We start from the raw sequence: 18,025 nt of genomic DNA, 5'->3' as shown, positions 1-18,025 counted from the left end.
GCCGCCTCCGATCCTCCCACGACCAGGAGGCCCGACCCGCCGCCGGTCCAGCAGACGGACGTTTCGGCCGCGTCTCAGCGGGGTGCAGGGAGGGGCCGGAGGGCGAGGAGGACCGCCGGCCGCAGTTCACACGGGTGACGGCGCGCGGGCCCGGTCGTCGAGAGGCGGCCCGTCTGCGCGAGGACCGCACGGAGCTGGCGGACGGCCGCAACCGCGCCTCGCGGTGCCGGCGCCCGCGAGCCCGGCATGATCCGAAGGAGCAGCTGCCCCAAGGGCTGTCCCGCAATCCCTGGCGGGCGCACGACGACAGCTACGGCACCTGGCAGCGTTGTCGGAGCGTCCGAGTACATCCAGTATGCGGACGTCCCTCCGCCGTGCGATGCACCGCATCTGACGCCGCGCGCTGATCCACCACGGATTACGGGACAGCCCTCAGCGTCCGCGCGCCGCGAGTGCCGCTTCGCCGGCCGCCCGCATGACGGCGAGCGGGGCGTCGCGCCCGGTCATCTGTTCCACCTGGAGGACGGCCTGGTGCACCAGCAGGTCGAGGCCGCCGACCACCCCGCCTCCGGTCGCCGACCATCGGGAGGCCAGCGCCGTCGGCCAGGGCTCGTACAGCACGTCGAACAGCGTTCCCGGGGCCTGGGGCACGGCGTCCGCCAGGGCGTCCGTGGTGCCGGCCGGCGTGGTGGCGATGACCAGAGGCGCGTGCAGGGCCTCCTCGGCGCGGGCCCAGTCCGCGATCCGCACGTCGACCCCGAGACGGTCGCCCCAGCCGCGCATCTCGTCGGCCCGTGCGGCGCTGCGCACGTAGGCCGTCACCGGACCGGTGCAGATCTCGGCGAGGGCGGCCAGCGCCGAGGACGCGGTGGCTCCGGCGCCCAGGACGGAGGCGGATTCGGCCTTCTCGACGCCACGTTCGCGCAGTGCCGCGACCATGCCGGGGATGTCGGTGTTGTCGCCGACCCGTCGGCCGTCCTCGGTGAGGACGACCGTGTTGACCGTCTCGATCGCCGCCGCCGTGTCGCTGATCCCGTCCAGCAGCGGGATGATCGCCCGCTTGAGCGGCATGGTCAGGGAGAGGCCCGCCCACGAGGGGTCCAGGCCCTCGACGAAGCCCGGGAGCCCGGCCTCGTCGACCTCGAAGCGGTCGTAGGACCAGTGGACGAGCCCGAGCTCGGCGTAAGCGGCCCGGTGCAGGTCGGGGGAGAGCGAATGGGCGATGGGCGAGCCGAGTACGGCGGCGCGACGGGCGGTGCTCACTGGTCTGCCTTGTTCTCTTCGTACTGCCTGCGGTTGCGCTCGTGCTCCTCGTTCGTCACGGCGAACAGGGTCTTGTCCTCGGTGACGGAGACGAAGTAGTACCAGGGACCCGACGCGGGGCTGATCGCGGAGTGCAGTGCGTCCGCGCCCGGATTGGAGATCGGGCCGAGCGGCAGCCCCTTGACGCTGTACGTGTTGTACGGGTCGTCGATCTTCCGCAGATCGTCGACGGCCCCCACGTCCAGCGTGCTCTCCGCCCGGATGTAGTTGATCGTCGAGTCGAACTCGAGCCTGCCGACCGTTTCGAGATTGTCGGGCTTGAGCCGGTTGTACACGACCCTCGCGACCTTGTCGAAGTCGTGTTTGTACTTGCCCTCTTTCTGGACGAGGCTCGCCACGGTGATGACGTCGAGCGGAGAGTCCAGATTCAGTTTCTCCGCGTTCTCCTCGAGATCGAGTTTCGCGTATTCCTTCTTGGCCCGGGTCACCATCTTCTTCAGCGCGTCCTCGGGCTTGGAGCCCTCGGGGACCGCGTAGGCGGCCGGGAAGAGGAATCCTTCCAGCGGATCCTTGATCTCCGGGTCGTCGTCCGCCCATTCGGGCAGCCCGAGGCTCTCCGCCTTCGTCTTCGCGACACCGGCCGTGGTGCCGGCCTTCAGCTTCAGCTTCTTGTCGATCCGCTTGTAGACATCGATGGTGCTCGTGCCCTCGGGGATGATCATCGCGTTCTGGCTGGCGGGGTCCAGCATCATTTCGAGGGCGCTGTCCGCCGACATCTCCTTCTTCAGGAGATAGACACCGGCCTGGATGGATTTCCCCTTGGGATTTCCGTTCTGTGCCGAAATGAAGGCGCCGGACGATTTCACGACGCCGGCCTTCTTCAGGATGCTCGCGATCTCGTTCCCGAAAGCGCCCTCGGGAATCTCGACCTCCACCGAGCCGCTGCCGCCGCCCGCGTAGTCGGGCGCCTCGCCGAACTGGCTCTGGTAGTAGGAGTAGCCGAAGTAGCCCACTCCCCCGAGGCCACCGACGAGGATCACGGAGACGACCAGGCAGGCGCAGCCGCTGCGGTTCTTCTTCTTGCCCTTGCCCCGGCGGTCACCGCCGCCCCGCCTGCTCTCCCGCGGGTCGTCGTCGTACCCGTCGTCGTGGCCCTGGTCGCCCTCAGGCTCCCCGGAGCCCCTGGACGACCTGGAACCGCGCTCCGGCGACTGCTCGTCGGTGCCCGTGAAGAAAGGATGCGTCTCCTCCGGCTGCACCTCCGGGTCCCAGTCCGGGTTCTGCTGCTGGGCCGCCTGCTCGCGCCGCCCCGGAGGCTGCGGCGGGGGGTAGGCATCGGGGGTGCCGTAGTGGTCGGGCTGCTCGCCGTAGCCACCGGCGGCGCTGCCGTACGAGGGCTCGGCCCCGTACGGCATCGCCGGCTGCTGGCCGGTGTCCCAGCCGCCGTCGTAGGGCGGCTGCTGGGGAGGCTGTTGCCCCTGCTGCCCGTACGGGTCCTGCCCGTCGTACGGCTGCTGGTGCTGCTGCTGGGCGTAAGGATCCTGCTGGTGCTGCTGCTGGGCGTAGGGATCCTGCTGGTGCGGCTGCTGCTGCCGCGCATAAGGGTCCTGCTGATGCTGCTGGGCGTAGGGGTCCTGCTGGTAGCCCTGCTGGGCGTACGGGTCCTGCGCGTAGGGCTGCTGCTGGCCTTCGTACTGGCCCTGGCCGTGGGGGGCCTGAGGGCCTCCCCATCCCTGGTCCCCGTACAAGGGGTCCTCGGGATGCCACGGTTCGGAGCCGGGGCCCCGGCCATACTCAGTCATCGATCCCCTTGAGCCGCGAGACGACGCTCCGTCTCTTCGCTTTGCTGTGCGGTGTCTGTTCGAACACCGGCGCATCGCGCGGAACGTTACCGTATCGCGATCAGACAACCACTTCGACGCCCTCGCCCGGAGCAACGCCTGACGCCCGTTCGGACTCCAGAGCGTTCTGAAGGATCACCACAGCGGCAGCCTGGTCGATGACAGACCGGCCCTTCTTGGACTTCACGCCCGAAGCGCGTAGCCCTTGAGTGGCCGTCACTGTGGTCATCCTCTCGTCCAGGAGACGTACAGGAATCGGCGCGATCGCACGGGCGAACACCTGGGCGAACGCACGGACCTTCGCGGCGGCCGGGCCCTCCCCGCCCCCGAGGGAGCGGGGAAGCCCGACGACGACCTCGATCGGCTCGTACTCCTCGACGATCTGGCCGAGCCGCCGGTGGGCGGCCGGGACGTCACGTCCCGGCACGGTCTCCACCGGCGTGGCGAGGATCCCGTCGGGGTCGCACGAGGCGACCCCGATCCGGGCATCGCCGACATCGATCGCGAGTCGGCGCCCCCTGCGCATCTGCGGCATCTCCGGCGTCACGCCGTCTCGGTGACGAGACGTTCGACAGCGGCGACGGCGTCGCCGATGGCGTCCGGGTTCTGGCCGCCGCCCTGGGCGACGTCCGGCTTGCCGCCGCCTCCGCCACCGAGGGTCTTGGCGGCGGTGCGCACCAGGTCACCGGCCTTGAGGCCGCGCTCGCGGGCGGCCTCGTTGGTGGCGATCACCGTCAGCGGGCGGCCGTTGGCCGTAGTGAACAGGGCCACGACGGCCGGCCGGCCGCCCTGGATGCGCCCACGGACGTCGAGGACCAGCTTGCGCAGGTCGTCGGCCGTGGTGCCGTCCGGAACCTGCCCGGTGACCAGGGCGACGCCCCGCACGTCCTTGGCGGACTCCACGAGCCCGGCGGCGGCGGCGAGGACCTTCTCCGCGCGGAACTTCTCGATCTCCTTCTCGGCGTCCTTGAGCTTGCCGAGCATGCCGGAGATCTTCTCGGGGAGCTCCTCGGGGCGCCCCTTGAGCAGCTCCTGGAGCTGGGCGACGACCGTGTGCTCCTTGGCCAGGAAGTTGTACGCGTCGACGCCGACGAGGGCCTCGATGCGGCGCACCCCGGAGCCGATGGAGGACTCGCCGAGCAGCTTCACCAGGCCCAGCTGGGCGGTGTTGCCGACGTGCGTGCCGCCGCACAGCTCCTTGGAGAAGTCGCCGATGGTCACGACGCGGACCCGCTCGCCGTACTTCTCGCCGAACTCCGCGATGGCGCCCTGCTTCCTGGCGTCGTCGATGGACATGACCTCGGCCTGGACGTCGAGCTCCCGGGAGAGGACCTCGTTGATCTTCTGCTCGACGTCGGTGAGGACCGTGCCGGGGACGGCGGCGGGCGAACCGAAGTCGAAGCGGAAGCGGCCGGGCGAGTTCTCCGAACCGGCCTGGGCGGCCGTCGGGCCGAGGGCGTCACGCAGCGCCTGGTGCGTGAGGTGCGTGGCGCTGTGGGCGCGGGCGATGGCACGGCGGCGGGTGTTGTCGATGGCGGCGTAGGCGGAGGCCCCGACCGTCACCTCTCCGACCTGGACCGAACCCTTGTGCACGGAGACGCCCGGAACCGGCTGCTGCACGTCGCGGACCTGGATGACGGCACCGCTGTCGAGCTTGATCCGGCCCTGGTCGGCGAGCTGGCCGCCGCCCTCGGCGTAGAACGGGGTGCGGTCGAGGACGACCTCGACCTCGTCGCCCTCGGTGGCGGCGGGCGAGGGCACGCCGTCGACGAGGAGGCCGACGATCTTCGACTCCCCCTCGATGCTGGCGTAGCCGGTGAACTCCGTGACGCCCGCGTTGTCGGCGACCTCACGGTAGGCGGACAGGTCGGCGTGGCCGGTCTTCTTGGCCTTGGCGTCGGCCTTGGCGCGCTCCCGCTGCTCCTTCATCAGACGGCGGAAACCGTCCTCGTCCACCGAGAGGCCCTGTTCGGCGGCCATCTCCAGCGTGAGGTCGATCGGGAAGCCCCAGGTGTCGTGGAGCAGGAACGCCTTGTCGCCGGCCAGGACCTTGCCGCCGGCGGCCTTGGTCTCGGTGACGGCGGTGTCGAGGATGTTCGTGCCGCCCTTGAGGGCCTTGAGGAAGGCGGCCTCCTCGGCGAGGGCGACGGTCTCGATGCGCTTGCGGTCGGTGATCAGCTCCGGGTACTGCTGGCCCATGGTGTCGACGACGACGTCGACGAGCTCACGCACGACGGGACCGGTGGCACCCATCAGGCGCATGTTGCGGATGGCGCGGCGCATGATGCGGCGCAGGACGTAGCCGCGGCCCTCGTTGCCCGGGGTGACGCCGTCGCCGATGAGCATGACGGACGTGCGGATGTGGTCGGCGACGACCCGGAGGGAGACGTCGGAGCCCTGCTCGGCGCCGTAACGCACGCCGGTGAGCTCGGTGGCCTTGTCCATGACGACGCGCAGGGTGTCGGTCTCGTACATGTTCTGCACGCCCTGCAGGATCATGGCGAGGCGCTCGAGACCGAGTCCGGTGTCGATGTTCTTCGACGGCAGGTCCCCGAGGATCGGGAAGTCCTCCTTGCCGTCACCGGCACCCCGCACGTACTGCATGAAGACGAGGTTCCAGATCTCCACGTAGCGCTCGTCGTTGACGGCCGGGCCGCCCTCGACGCCGAACTCGGGACCGCGGTCGTAGTTGATCTCCGAGCACGGGCCGCAGGGCCCGGGGACGCCCATGGACCAGAAGTTGTCCTTCTTGCCCAGGCGCTGGATGCGCTCGGCCGGGACGCCGATCTTGTCGCGCCAGATGGCCTCGGCCTCGTCGTCGTCGAGGTAGACCGTGATCCACAGCCGCTCCGGGTCGAGGCCGAAGCCGCCGTCCGCCACGGAGCTCGTGAGAGCGGCCCAGGCGAACTCGATGGCGCCTTCCTTGAAGTAGTCGCCGAAGGAGAAGTTGCCGCACATCTGGAAGAACGTGCCGTGCCGGGTCGTCTTGCCGACCTCTTCGATGTCCGGCGTACGCACGCACTTCTGCACGCTGGTGACGCGCGGCGCGGGCGGCTTGACCTCACCGAGGAAGTAGGGCTTGAAGGGGACCATGCCCGCGGGGACCAGCAGCAGAGTCGGGTCGTCCGCGATGAGCGACGCCGAAGGCACGACGGTGTGACCGCGCTCCTCGAAGAAGCTCAGCCAGCGGCGGCGAATTTCAGCCGACTCCATCAGTAGTCCTCATTCCGGTTGTTCGAGTTGTAGGGAAGTGCGCGACGGGCGGCGAGTCCGGGGTCGGCAGGCGCCTCGATACCGAGAGCCCCGCCCAGTTCCGCCTCGCGTCTGACCATGCCCTCACGGACGTCGAGGGCGAAGTCCTTCAGCTTGTGGCCCGCTTCGATCGCCTTGTCGGCGGCCTGCGCCGCGAGGCTCTCGGGGGTCAGCTGCCGGATCTTGCGGTTGACCTTGGTGGTGGCCCAGACACCGGCGGCTGCGCCGGCGGTGAACCAGAACGTACGGCGGAACATCGCTGCGTCAGTCCTTCTGTCCGCGGGAGCTTCGGCCGTTCCGCTTCCTGTCACGCGCGGACGGCACGGTACGGCCGACGATGACGGTGCGGCGGGAGGCCTTGCGCGCGGGCTCGGACTCTCCGGCGGTACGGCGGCCGATCGCCTGGCGCACGCCGTAGCCGAAGGCCGCGACCTTCACGAGCGGACCGCCGAACGTCGAGGCGACGGTGGTGGAGAGCGCGGAGGCGTTGGAGGTGACCTCCTGGACGTCGCTCGCGATGGCGTCGACCTTGTCGAGCTGGGTCTGCGCGGAGCGCAGGGTGGCGGAGGCGTCGGCGAGCAGCGGGACCGCCTGCTCCGTCACGTCCGCCACCAGCGCCGTCGTCGCCTTGAGCGTCTGGGCCAGCCTCACCAGTACCACGGCGAGGAAGGACACCAGGATCGCCCAGAAGACAGCCACCAGGATGCCGGCCACCTCTCCACCGGACACAGTGCACCGCTCTCTGCTCGTCGCCCGCATCGGCCGGGGCATCTCCCGGCCGGCGTTCTGCCTGTCTCTGCTCGGCCGGCGCGTACCGCCACCACTGCCGATCGTCGTCCCCCGAGCCTATCGCGCCGGGCGTCACGCGCCGTACCGCATTACGGGCGGGTGGTGCGGGTGGCGGGGTGGGTGGTGAGACGGGCGCCGGGAGCGGGGAGATTGTACGGAGAGCTTATGTGCCAGTACTCTGCGTGTTTCATGCGACGCCCTCAGCGCCCCTCGCCCACCCCCGACGACGCGGAGCCCGTCCCTGTACGCGGAAACCTCCCGGCCGAGCTGGACACCTTCGTGGGCCGCGAGGACGAACTGGCCGCACTCGCCGCACTTCTGCGGGAATCCAGGCTGGTCACCGTGGCCGGAGTCGCCGGGGTGGGGAAGACCCGCTTCGCCTCCCGGGCTGCGGCGCTCATGGAGAAACGGTACTGCGACGGGGTGTGGATCGCCGAGCTCTCGACCGTCCGTGATCCCGAGCTGCTCGAACACGCCCTGGTCGACGCACTGGGGCTGACCGACCACACCCACCGGCCCCCGCGCACCGTCCTCGTCGAGCACTGCGCAGACCGCGACCTCCTGCTCGTGATCGACGGCTTCGAGCATCTCCTCGATGTGTGCGCCGAGCTCGTGAGGGAGCTGCTGCGCCGGGCACCGCGCCTGCGGGTGATCGCCGCAGGCCGCCGGCCGCTGCGGGTGGACGGCGAACTCACCTTCCCGCTGGCGCCGATGGCGGACGACGACGCCATGGAGCTCTTCGCCCGGCGCGCCGCCGCGGTGCGGCAGGGGTTCAGGCTGACGGACGGCAACCGGGAGACGGCCCGGGAGCTCTGCCGGCGTCTCGACGGCATCCCGCTCGCCCTCGAGCTCGCGGCGGGAAGGCTGCGCGCCCTGACGATGGAGCAGGTGCTGCACCGGCTCGACGACCGGTTCCGGCTGCTGACGGGAGGGAGCCCCAACGCGCTCCCCCGCCACCAGACGCTGCGTACGGCCATCGGCTGGAGCCACGAGCTGTGCGCTCCGGAGCAGCGGTTGCTGTGGGCACGGCTCTCGGTGTTCGCCGGGCAGTTCGACCTGGAGGCGGTCGAGTACATCTGCAGCGGCCCGGGGCTGCCGGCCGACTCGGTGCTCGACGTCCTCGACGCGCTGCTGGCCCAGTCCGTCGTGCTGCGCGAGGACTCGGTCCTGGGCAGCCGGTTCCGGCTGCTGGACACCGTGCGGGAGTACGGCGCCGAGTGGCTCCGGGCCACGGGGGACGCCGAGCGGCTGCGCCGCAGGCACCGCGACTGGTACCTGGGGCTCGCCACCTGGTGCGAGCTCGACTGGTTCAGCCCCCGCCAGGCCGATGCCGCGGCCAGGATCGACGGCGAGCTGCCCAATCTCCGCCAGGCGATGGAGTGCTCGCTCGAGAGCCCCGACGAGGTCCATCTCGCGCAGTACCTGGCGGGCACACTCTGGTTCTACTGGACCGGGTGCGGGCATCTGGCCGAGGGCCGCCACTGGCTGGACCACGTCCTCGCCGAGGAATCGCCCCACGACCACTCGCGGCTGAAGGCCCTGTGGGTCCTCGGTTACGTCGCGGTGCTCCAGGGCGATCCGGCCGGCGCGGTCTCGGCGCTGCAGGAGTGCCGTGAGGAGGGCGAGCGCTCCCAGGACGCGTCCGCCGTGGCCTACGCGGTGCACCGCACGGGCTGCCTCTCGCTCGTCACGGACGACGCGGTGCGCGCGGAGGAGCTGTTGCGTGAGGCGCTCGCGCGCTACCGGGAGATCGGCGAGCTGAACAGCAACGTGCTGATGGCCCAGGTGGAGCTGGGCATGGCCATGGCCTTCCTCGGGGACCTGGACGGCGCCGAGGCGATCTGTGACGAGGTCCGCGAGATCTGCGAGGACCACGGCGAGCGGTGGGCCATGGCCTACGCGCTGTACGTCCTCGGGTTCGCGGCGCTCCAGGCCGGGCTGAGCGGACGGGCCCGCCGGATGCTGGAGGAGTCCTTGTCCATCGGGCACGCCTTCGACGATCTGCTCGGCACGGCGCTCTCCCTGGAGCTGCTCGCCCTCATCACGGTGGTCGAAGGTGACGCGACGGAGGCGGCGGTGCTGCAGGGCGCGGCGGACCGGATCTGGCCGTCGGTCGGCCTGCCGCTGTTCGGCTCCGCCCACTACGGCGGTCCCCGGCTCAAGTGCGAGGAGAGAGCCAGGGCGGCCCTGGGTGACACACGGTACGACGCCGCACGGGGTGCGGGGCGCCTGCTCGACACGAGGACGGCGGTGGCCCGGGCACTCGGCACGGGCACGCCCCCGCAGGCCGCTCCCGGCTGCGGGGCCCCGGAGGAAACGCGAAGGCCCGCCGCCTCCCGTACAACGGGAAGGGGCGGGCCCGAACTCGGTCGATGACTACGCCTGCGTCAGCGGGCGTAGTACTCGACGACGAGCTGCTCGTCGCAGATGACCGGGATTTCCTTGCGGTTCGGGTCACGGTCCAGGCGGAAGGCCAGGGCCTTCAGGTTCACCTGGAGGTAGCGCGGGGTCTCGCCGTCGGTGTCGTAACCACCCTCGCGGGCCACCTGGAAGGGGACCTTGGAGCGGCTGCGCTCGCGGACCTGCACGACGTCGTCGGGGCGCACGCGGAAGGACGGCTTGTCGACCTTGCCACCGTTGACCTCGATGTGGCCGTGGACGACCATCTGGCGGGCCTGGTAGATGGTGCGGGCGATGCCCGAACGCAGGACCAGGGCGTCGAGGCGGCGCTCGAGCTCGACGACCAGCGCCTCGCCCGTCTTGCCCTCGGCCTTACGGGCGCGGTCGTAGGCGCGCGCCATCTGGCGCTCGCTGATGTCGTACTGCGCACGCAGACGCTGCTTCTCGAGCAGACGGACCTTGTAGTCCGAGTTCTGCTTGCGGCCACGGCCGTGCTCGCCCGGCGGGTAGGGGCGGGCTTCGAAGTACTTGACAGCCTTCGGCGTCAGGGCGATGCCGAGGGCACGCGACTTCTTGACCTTGGGACGCGACTGGTTAGGCACGTTCTCCAGACCTCCGTTGTAGGTTAGGTTAGGCTTACCTTACTCAAGGAGATCGCATGTCTCGCCCTGGGAACACCACACACGTCACGGACAGCACAGACAGCGACGGCACACACGAAGGCGCCGTAACGACGGAAGGCCGATCTGATCGTGGTCAGCCGCGTCCCAGCGGGCTTGATAACACTCGGATGCCGTCAGCAGCCGAGCGCACACGAACTCTCGTACAGAGTACCTGCTCCGCGGTGCTGCTCGTACCGGGGCTGTCGGTGGCCCATCCCGACCAGGTGATGCCCGACTCCCGGAGCGTCGGCCCGGAAGGGGATCTGTTCCTCGGCTTCCCCGCTGATTCGCCGGTCGTACGGGCCGCTACGCGCGCTCAGGGCGACGAGCTGACCGCCGTGCTGGAGCTCACCGATGTCGCACCGGTCTCGGTCCCGCACCGCATCCGCGGCCGTGCCCGCGTCGCCGGCTGGCTCACCTCGGTGCCGGGCCTGGCACAGCCGGGCCGGATGATGCTCCGGCTGGAGTTCGGCGAGGCGTCGGTCGACGACCTGTGGGGCTACGAGGAGGTCGAGCCGGAGGATTTCCGGGACGCCGTCGCCGACCCGATGGCGGCCCACGAGGCCGAGCTGCTCCAGCACCTGCACGCAGCCCACGGAGACCGGATGGCGACGCTGTCGGCGCTGCTCGGCGAGAGGGGCGACTGCGGCTGCGCCGGGGGCGGGACCGAGGCCGTGCCGGTCGCGCTCGACCGCTTCGGTCTGCGGGTGCGGTTCGTCGAGGGCGGCGGGGCCTGCTTCGACGCCCGCTTCGAGTTCCCCGAGCCGGTAGGCGACATCGTCGAGATCCGCCGTGCGATGCACACGCTCTTCGAGGCCGCGGCCTGCTGAGCCGCACGGCTCACGAAGACGCCCCGCCCCCCTGCTCCGTGCGGCCGAGCCGCTCGCGGACCCGGTCCACCACGTCCGCGTACCGCGCCTCCGCGCCGTACCGCGTGGGTTCGTAGTAGCGGCGGTCCCGGACGGCGTCCGGGGCGTACTCCTGGGCGGCGATCCCGCCGGGCACGTCGTGCGGATAGACGTAGCCCTGGGCATGGCCCAGTTTCGCGGCGCCCTTGTAGTGGCCGTCGCGCAGATGGGGCGGGACGGGGCCCGCGAGGCCCCGGCGCACGTCGTCCTGCGCCGCCGAGATCGCCAGGGTCGCCGCGTTGGACTTCGGTGCGAGAGCGAGCGCGATCGTGGCGTGGCTGAGGGTGAGCGCCGCTTCGGGGAAACCGATCATGGCCACGGCCTGGGCCGCCGCGACGGCGAGGGGCAGCGCCGCCGGATCGGCGAGCCCGATGTCCTCACTGGCGGAGATCATCAGCCGGCGCGCGATGAAGCGCGGGTCCTCCCCCGCCTCGATCATCCGGGCCAGGTAGTGCAGTGCGGCGTCCACGTCGGATCCGCGGATCGACTTGATGAGGGCACTCGCCACGTCGTAGTGCTGGTCGCCGTCACGGTCGTACTTCACGGCGGCGCGGTCGACGGTCTCCTCGAGCGTCGTGAGCGTGATCTCCCGCTCGTGCGTCGCGAGAGCCGCTCCGGCGGCCGCCTCCAGCGCGGTCAGTGCCCGCCGGGCGTCGCCGCCGGCGATGCGCAGCAGATGCGCCTCGGCGTCCTCGGGCAGGGTGACGGCACCGCCCAGCCCCCGCTCGTCCGTCAGGGCCCTGCGCAGCAGTGCGCGCAGATCCTCGTCGGTGAGGGGCTCCAGGGTGAGGAGCAGGGAGCGCGACAGCAGCGGGGAGATGATCGAGAAGTACGGATTCTCCGTGGTGGCCGCGATCAGAGTGACCCAGCGGTTCTCCACGGCGGGGAGCAGGGAGTCCTGCTGGGCCTTGGAGAAGCGGTGGATCTCGTCGAGGAAGAGGACGGTCTCCTTGCCGAAGCCACCGGTGGCGCGTCGAGCGCCCTCGATGACGGCCCGGACCTCCTTGACCCCGGCGGTGATCGCCGAGAGTTCGACGAAGCGCTTGTTGGTGGCCTTGCTGACCACGTACGCCAGGGTCGTCTTTCCTGTGCCGGGCGGGCCCCAGAGGATCACCGACGAGGCCCCGGCGGGCCCTCCACCGCCCTCACCGACCAGGCGGCGCAGCGGTGATCCCGGCTTGAGCAGATGCTGCTGGCCGACGACCTCGTCCAGCGTACGAGGGCGCATCCGGACAGCGAGGGGGCTGCTGGACGGGTCCTTCTCCTGGCGGTCTTCGGCTGCTGCGGTAAAGAGGTCGGGCTCCACGCAAGGAAGCCTATGTCACCCCACCGACAGGACCGCCTGGAGCGTCAGCTGGTCCAGAAGTCCCACCAGCGGGTCAGGATCAGCATGCCGATGATCCCGATCCAGAGCACCGGCGGCACCCAGTGGAACTCGGTGAGGGCGTTCCGCAGCCAGGCGGGCGCGGGCAGGATGCCGTGCTTGACGTTGTGGACGGTGACGTAGCAGAACATGAAGATCGTGGCGACCCAGGCCAGGCAGCACCACAGGCAGAGCGAGTTGATGTTGTACAGCGACTGGTACTGCAGCCAGGTGCAGAAGCCGACGCCGAAGAGCGTGCCGGCGTTGAGGCCCAGCCAGTACCAGGCGCGGAAGCGGGCGCCGGCGAGGAGCGCCATGCCGATGCCGATGACCACCGAGTAGGTGGCGATGCCGAGCATCGGGTTGGGGAAGCCGAAGGCGGACGCCTGCTCGCTCTTCATGATGTTGCCGCACGCGACCACGGGGTTCAGGCTGCATCCCGGCGTGAAGCTCGGGTCCTCCAGCAGCTTGAACTTGTCGATCGTGATCACCCAGGCGGCGAGCAGTCCGGCGGCGCCCGTGATCACCAGCAGCAGCGCGAGCGCGCGACTGCCGCCGAAGGTCCTGGCTCCGTTGTCCTCGTCCTGCCGGGAGGAGGGATGATCTACCGCTGCCATCGTCATATCGCCGTTCCATCACTGAGTAGCCAGCCGGGCACGGTCATTGTGCCGTACCGCTGTCGCGCCCAGCCGTTCGATCGGCGTAAAGACGTGCGTGCGGCCCGCCCGGAATCCGGGGCCGCACAGGGCGTCCACCCCGGCGAAGAAGCCCATGGCGGGCGTACGCAGCGGGGACGGCGGAACAGCGCGGGAGACCGGCGCGCACCGGGCCGTCGCCCACTGCCGGCGACGGCCCAAGATCGGAATCACCTGGCGGGATTAATTCGCTCCGGCCAGGTTGACGGCGGGACTCCGACCGGGCTGACGGCCGGAGCCCGGCTGACGGCGGGACTCCGACCGGGCCGACGGCGGGAGCCCGGCTGACGGCGGGAGCGGGTCCAGGGGTGCCCGCGCCCGGCACACCCGTGCCCGCCCGGGCGAACCGGGCGGGCACGGAGTGAGCACGCGGCGGGTCAGGCCAGCCGGGCCCGTACGGTGTCGACCAGGGCGTCGAGCGCGACCGCTTCCTGGTTGCCCGACTCCATGTCCTTGAGCTGCACCGCGCCATCGGCGAGATCACGCTCACCGGCCACGATCGTGTAGCGGGCGCCGGAGCGGTTCGCGTTCTTCATCGCGCCCTTCAGACCGCGCCCGCCGAAGGCGAAGTCCGTGGCGACACCAGCCTTCCGCAGCTCGGTCACCAGGCCGAAGAGCACCCGCCGCGCCTCTTCGCCGAGCGGGACCGCGTACACGCTGGTGGTGGCCGGGATCCCGAGCTCGATGCCTTCGGCCTCCAGGGCGAGCACCGTACGGTCCACGCCGAGGGCCCAGCCGACGGACGGCAGCGACGGGCCGCCGATCATCTCGGACAGGCCGTCGTACCGGCCGCCGCCGCCCACCGCGGACTGGGATCCCAGGCCGTCGTGGACGAACTCGAAGGTCGTGCGGGTGTAGTAGTCGAGTCCCCGGACCAGCTTCTCGTCGTCCTCGTAGACCACGCCGGCAGCCGTCAGCAGCTCGCGGACCTCCTCGTGGTACGCCTTGCAGCCGTCGCAGAGGAAGTCGCGCAGCATCGGCGCGCCCATCAGCTGCTTCTGGACGTCGGTCCGCTTGTCGTCGAGCACCCGGAGCGGGTTGATCTCGATGCGACGGCGGGTCTCCTCGTCGAGGTCGAGGTCGCGCAGGAAGGTCTGGAGCGCCTCGCGGTAGACGGGGCGGCACTCCTTGTCGCCCAGCGAGTTCAGCAGGATGCGGAACTCGCTGAGGCCGAGCGAGCGGTACGCCTGGTCGGCGAGGATGATCAACTCGGCGTCCAGCGCGGGGTCCTCGGTGCCGATGGCCTCGGCACCCACCTGCGAGAAGTGGCGGTACCGGCCGGCCTGCGGCTTCTCGTAGCGGTAGTACGAGCCGGAGTACCAGAGCTTGACGGGGAGGTTGCCCGCCTTGTGCAGGTTGGCCTCCAGCGCCGCGCGCAGCACGGATGCGGTGCCCTCGGGGCGCAGGGCGAGCTTGTCGCCGCCCTTGGTCTCGAAGGCGTACATCTCCTTGGACACGATGTCGGTGGACTCACCGACACCGCGTGAGAACAGGGCGACGTCCTCGAATCCGGGCGTCTCGATGTAGCCGTAGCCGGAGTTCTTCAGGGGTGCGGAGATCGCCTCGCGGACCGCGAGGAACTTCGCGGAACGCGGCGGGATCAGGTCGTACGTGCCCTTGGGGGCCTGGAAGGTACTCACGGTGTTTTTCTCTCGTCACATTCCTCGGCGGGGCGCGTCCAGGCCGTGCAGATACGGATTGGAGGCGCGCTCGCGGCCGATGGTCGTCTGGGGGCCGTGGCCGGACAGCACCACGGTCGAGTCGTCGAGCGGCAGGCACACGCGGGCCAGCGACTCGAGCAGCTCGGCGTGGTCGCCGCCGGGCAGGTCGGTGCGTCCGACGGAGCCGGCGAAGAGCAGGTCGCCCGAGAAGAGGACCTGCGGCACGTCCGCGGCCTCGGGCATCCTGAACGTCACCGACCCCTTGGTATGGCCGGGCGCGTGCGCGACGCCGAACTCCAGGCCCGCCAGCTTCAGCAGGGAGCCGTCGGTCAGTTCCTCGACCTCGGCGGGCTCGCCCACGGTCAGCTCTCCCATGAGCGGCATCCCGATGGAGCGGCCGAGTGCCTTCTCCGGGTCGCTCATCATGTAGCGGTCCTCGGGGTGGATCCAGGCGGGGACGTCGTGGGCGCCGCAGACGGGGACGACCGAGGCGACGTGGTCGATGTGGCCGTGGGTGAGCACGACGGCGACGGGCTTGAGCCGATGCTTCTTCAGCGCTTCCTCGACGCCCTGGGCGGCCTGGTGGCCCGGGTCGATGATCACGCACTCCTCGCCTGCGGCGGGGGCGACCAGATAGCAATTGGTCCCCCAGGCCCCGGCGGGGAACCCGGCAATGAGCACGATCGTCCTTAGTGTTCGTCCGACGGGAAGGGCCGCGGAGAGGAAGGCGGCAGATCAGAGCCTACCGGCGCTCCTCATTCCACAGCTAACCCATATACCGTACGGGGCAATCCAGGCCCGATCACACGACGTACAAGGAGACCATCCGGTGGTCAGCAGCGATCAGCGGCGGCGGCAGCTCGCCCGGGAGAAGTTCGAGCGGCAGCAGCAGCGCCGGGAGGAGGCTCGCCGCAGGACGAGGCGCCTCACGGCGATCATCGCATCGACGGTGGCCGTGGTGGCGGTCATCGGAGTGGGCTCGTACGTCTTCGTCGACGGCGACGACTCGAAGGACTCCGCGGACGCGGCCGCGAGCGCGAGCCCTTCCCCCTCCCCCTCGGCGAGCGAGAGCAGCGAGCCCGAGCCCGAGATGACGATCGACAAGAAGGCCCACTACACGATGGCCCTCGCCACGAGCCAGGGCGACATCGCGATCGAGATGGACGCGGCGAAGACCCCGCACACCACGAACTCGTTCAAGGCCCTCGCGGACAAGAAGTACTTCGACGGCACGAAGTGTCACCGGCTGACCACGGAGGGCATCTTCGTCCTGCAGTGCGGTGACCCGAAGGGCGACGGCACGGGCGGTCCCGGCTACACGATCCCCGACGAGAACCTGACCGCGCTGGGCAAGGCGGGCGACGACGGTGCGGTGACGTATCCGGCGGGCACCGTCGCGATGGCGAACACCGGTCAGCCGGGCACCGGCGGCAGCCAGTTCTTCCTGGTCTACAAGGACACCAAACTCCCGCCCAGCTACACGCCGTTCGGCACCATGGACGATGCCGGCCTGAAGGCCGTCCAGAAGGTCGCCGAGGCGGGCGTCGCCGAGGGTGCGAGTGACGGTGCGCCCAAGAAGACCGTCACGGTCGAGAAGGTGACCGTCGACAAGGCCTGACCCCGGGCGGCCACCCGGTGACCGCCCCGGCGGGCGGACCGGAGAATTTCAGCCGCGCTGAGTGCGGACAGCCGGGTGGCCGGTCGCCTAGATTGGCGTTGTGCAGGGCGGGCGCTGCCCGCCCCAGGAAACTGTGGACGATGCACGGGGGCGAACTCCCCCGATGCATCAGGTGGAGGAGGCGCTGTGAGCAGCGACCCGTGGGGCCGTGTCGACGAGACGGGCACCGTGTACGTGCGTACAGCCGAGGGCGAGCAGGTCGTCGGATCGTGGCAGGCCGGTTCCCCCGAGGAGGCTCTGGCCTATTTCGAGCGCAAGTACGAGGGCTTGGTGGTCGAGATCGGCCTCCTCGAGCGGCGGGTGAAGACCACCGACCTCTCGGCGAAGGACGCCACGGCGGCGATCGATCACCTGCGTCAGCAGGTCGACGAGCACCACGCCGTCGGCGACCTGGCCGCGCTCGGCAAGCGACTGGACGCGCTCGTCGCGACCGTGGACTCGCGCCGTGAGGAGCGCAAGGTCCAGAAGGCCAAGCAGACCGACGAGGCGCGTCAGGCCAAGGAGGCCCTCGTCGTCGAGGCGGAGGAGCTGGCGCAGAGCGAGCAGTGGCGGTCGGCGGGTGAGCGTCTGAGGGCGCTCGTCGACACCTGGAAGGGGCTGCCTCGTCTGGACCGCAAGTCCGACGACGAGCTGTGGCACCGCTTCTCGCACGCCCGTTCCGCCTTCTCCAAGCGCCGCAAGGCGCACTTCGCCGCGCTGGACGCCCAGCGCGAGGAGGCCCGCAAGGCCAAGGAGAAGCTGGTCGCCGAGGCCGAGTCGCTCTCCGGCTCGACCGACTGGGGTGCGACGGCTGCCCGCTACCGCGACCTGATGACCGAGTGGAAGGCGGCCGGGCGCGCCCAGCGCGAGGCCGAGGACGAGCTGTGGAACCGCTTCCGCGGTGCCCAGGACGTGTTCTTCGCGGCCCGCAGCGGTGTCTTCGCCGAGCGGGACGCGGAGCAGGGCGAGAACCTCAAGCTCAAGGAGGAGCTCGCCACCGAGGCCGAGAAGCTGGTCCCGGTGACGGATCTGAAGGCGGCCAGGGCCGCGTTCCGTTCGGTCAACGAGCGCTGGGAGGCCATCGGCCACGTTCCGCGTGACGCCCGCCCGAAGGTCGAGGGCCGGCTGCACGCGGTGGAGCGCGCGCTCCAGGAGGCCGAGGAGGCCGAGTGGCGCCGGACGAACCCGGAGGCGCGGGCACGCGCGGAGGGCCTCACCGGTCAGCTCCAGGCGGCCGTCGACAAGCTGCGTACGCAGATCGACACGGCCCGCGCCTCCGGCAACAACGCCAGGGCCGACAAGCTCTCCCGTGAGCTGGAGGGCCGTCAGGCTCTGCTGGACCAGGCGCTGAAGGGCCTGGAGGAGTTCGGCGGCTGACGCCGGTCGCGCCGGAACGAGGCGAGGGCTCCCGTACGCGCTGCGTGCGGGGGCCTTTCCGTGCGTGGGGCCGGCCCGTGGGTTCCAGGACTCGGCTCCTCTCGTGCGGAGGAGGCAGGCGGAGCGTCGGGCCTCCGGTGCGTGGACGGCAGCGAAC

Annotated in this window: 15 protein-coding genes; 4 read left to right on the top strand and 11 right to left on the bottom strand. The window is 70.5% G+C overall.

All coding sequences use genetic code 11. The features are described 5' to 3' along the window. Nucleotides 1–432 precede the first annotated feature (432 nt). From ACFYQ6_RS25980 to ACFYQ6_RS25955, 6 genes are all read right to left on the bottom strand, one after another. A complete protein-coding gene (locus tag ACFYQ6_RS25980; RefSeq protein WP_361574258.1) occupies nucleotides 433–1,263 on the bottom strand; it encodes a shikimate dehydrogenase in 831 nt (276 codons plus the stop codon). Continuing rightward, nucleotides 1,260–3,065, bottom strand: a complete 1,806-nt coding sequence (gene mltG / locus ACFYQ6_RS25975; RefSeq protein WP_388765145.1) for an endolytic transglycosylase MltG — start codon at nucleotides 3,063–3,065, stop codon at nucleotides 1,260–1,262. The genes ACFYQ6_RS25980 and mltG overlap by 4 nt, the downstream gene beginning before the upstream one ends. 100 nt (nucleotides 3,066–3,165) lie before the next feature. Beyond that, a complete protein-coding gene (gene ruvX / locus ACFYQ6_RS25970; RefSeq protein WP_361574929.1) occupies nucleotides 3,166–3,639 on the bottom strand; it encodes a Holliday junction resolvase RuvX in 474 nt (157 codons plus the stop codon). Nucleotides 3,640–3,647: 8 nt separating this feature from the next. Continuing rightward, nucleotides 3,648–6,317, bottom strand: coding sequence for an alanine--tRNA ligase (alaS, locus tag ACFYQ6_RS25965; RefSeq protein ID WP_361574262.1), 2,670 nt, complete (start codon nucleotides 6,315–6,317; stop codon nucleotides 3,648–3,650). Continuing rightward, nucleotides 6,317–6,613, bottom strand: a complete 297-nt coding sequence (locus tag ACFYQ6_RS25960) for a hypothetical protein (protein ID WP_361574264.1) — start codon at nucleotides 6,611–6,613, stop codon at nucleotides 6,317–6,319. The genes alaS and ACFYQ6_RS25960 overlap by 1 nt, the downstream gene beginning before the upstream one ends. 7 nt (nucleotides 6,614–6,620) lie before the next feature. Then, a complete protein-coding gene (locus tag ACFYQ6_RS25955; RefSeq protein ID WP_361574266.1) occupies nucleotides 6,621–7,070 on the bottom strand; it encodes a DUF948 domain-containing protein in 450 nt (149 codons plus the stop codon). Between the two features lie 264 nt (nucleotides 7,071–7,334). On the opposite strand from ACFYQ6_RS25955, the gene ACFYQ6_RS25950 reads away from it, so the two are divergent. Continuing rightward, nucleotides 7,335–9,521, top strand: coding sequence for an AAA family ATPase (locus ACFYQ6_RS25950; RefSeq protein WP_361574268.1), 2,187 nt, complete (start codon nucleotides 7,335–7,337; stop codon nucleotides 9,519–9,521). An 11-nt stretch (nucleotides 9,522–9,532) separates the two neighbouring features. Here ACFYQ6_RS25950 and rpsD read toward each other — a convergent pair whose 3' ends face one another. Beyond that, entirely contained in the window at nucleotides 9,533–10,147 is a 615-nt protein-coding gene (gene rpsD, locus ACFYQ6_RS25945; protein WP_014157362.1) for a 30S ribosomal protein S4, read from the bottom strand. Between the two features lie 188 nt (nucleotides 10,148–10,335). On the opposite strand from rpsD, the gene ACFYQ6_RS25940 reads away from it, so the two are divergent. Beyond that, on the top strand, nucleotides 10,336–11,037 hold the full coding sequence (locus ACFYQ6_RS25940) for a DUF2470 domain-containing protein (RefSeq protein ID WP_388765141.1): 702 nt from the start codon (nucleotides 10,336–10,338) through the stop codon (nucleotides 11,035–11,037). A 10-nt stretch (nucleotides 11,038–11,047) separates the two neighbouring features. Here the strand turns inward: ACFYQ6_RS25940 and ACFYQ6_RS25935 are convergent, their stop codons facing one another. The 4 genes from ACFYQ6_RS25935 to ACFYQ6_RS25920 all read right to left on the bottom strand — a co-directional run bounded on the left by ACFYQ6_RS25935 (nucleotide 11,048) and on the right by ACFYQ6_RS25920 (nucleotide 15,515). Then, nucleotides 11,048–12,421 carry a replication-associated recombination protein A gene (locus ACFYQ6_RS25935; protein WP_361574272.1) on the bottom strand — a complete coding sequence of 458 codons (1,374 nt, stop codon included), beginning with the start codon at nucleotides 12,419–12,421 and terminating at the stop codon, nucleotides 11,048–11,050. 44 nt (nucleotides 12,422–12,465) lie between these two features. Beyond that, a complete protein-coding gene (locus ACFYQ6_RS25930) occupies nucleotides 12,466–13,101 on the bottom strand; it encodes a vitamin K epoxide reductase family protein (protein WP_361574274.1) in 636 nt (211 codons plus the stop codon). Between the two features lie 449 nt (nucleotides 13,102–13,550). After that, nucleotides 13,551–14,813, bottom strand: coding sequence for a histidine--tRNA ligase (hisS, locus tag ACFYQ6_RS25925; protein WP_388765138.1), 1,263 nt, complete (start codon nucleotides 14,811–14,813; stop codon nucleotides 13,551–13,553). 15 nt (nucleotides 14,814–14,828) lie between these two features. Then, nucleotides 14,829–15,515, bottom strand: coding sequence for an MBL fold metallo-hydrolase (locus ACFYQ6_RS25920; RefSeq protein ID WP_361574278.1), 687 nt, complete (start codon nucleotides 15,513–15,515; stop codon nucleotides 14,829–14,831). 148 nt (nucleotides 15,516–15,663) lie between these two features. On the opposite strand from ACFYQ6_RS25920, the gene ACFYQ6_RS25915 reads away from it, so the two are divergent. Together ACFYQ6_RS25915 and ACFYQ6_RS25910 are read left to right on the top strand one after the other, a co-directional pair. Beyond that, nucleotides 15,664–16,452, top strand: a complete 789-nt coding sequence (locus tag ACFYQ6_RS25915) for a peptidylprolyl isomerase (protein WP_361574280.1) — start codon at nucleotides 15,664–15,666, stop codon at nucleotides 16,450–16,452. Nucleotides 16,453–16,638: 186 nt separating this feature from the next. Next, nucleotides 16,639–17,868 carry a DUF349 domain-containing protein gene (locus tag ACFYQ6_RS25910; protein ID WP_361574282.1) on the top strand — a complete coding sequence of 410 codons (1,230 nt, stop codon included), beginning with the start codon at nucleotides 16,639–16,641 and terminating at the stop codon, nucleotides 17,866–17,868. Nucleotides 17,869–18,025 lie beyond the last annotated feature (157 nt).

The sequence above is a fragment of the Streptomyces sp. NPDC005494 genome, assembly GCF_042872025.1.
In the GTDB taxonomy this organism is placed as follows: domain Bacteria; phylum Actinomycetota; class Actinomycetes; order Streptomycetales; family Streptomycetaceae; genus Streptomyces.
The sequence above is the reverse complement of the archived record's forward strand: the minus strand, read 5'-3'. Positions and strand labels throughout refer to the sequence as shown.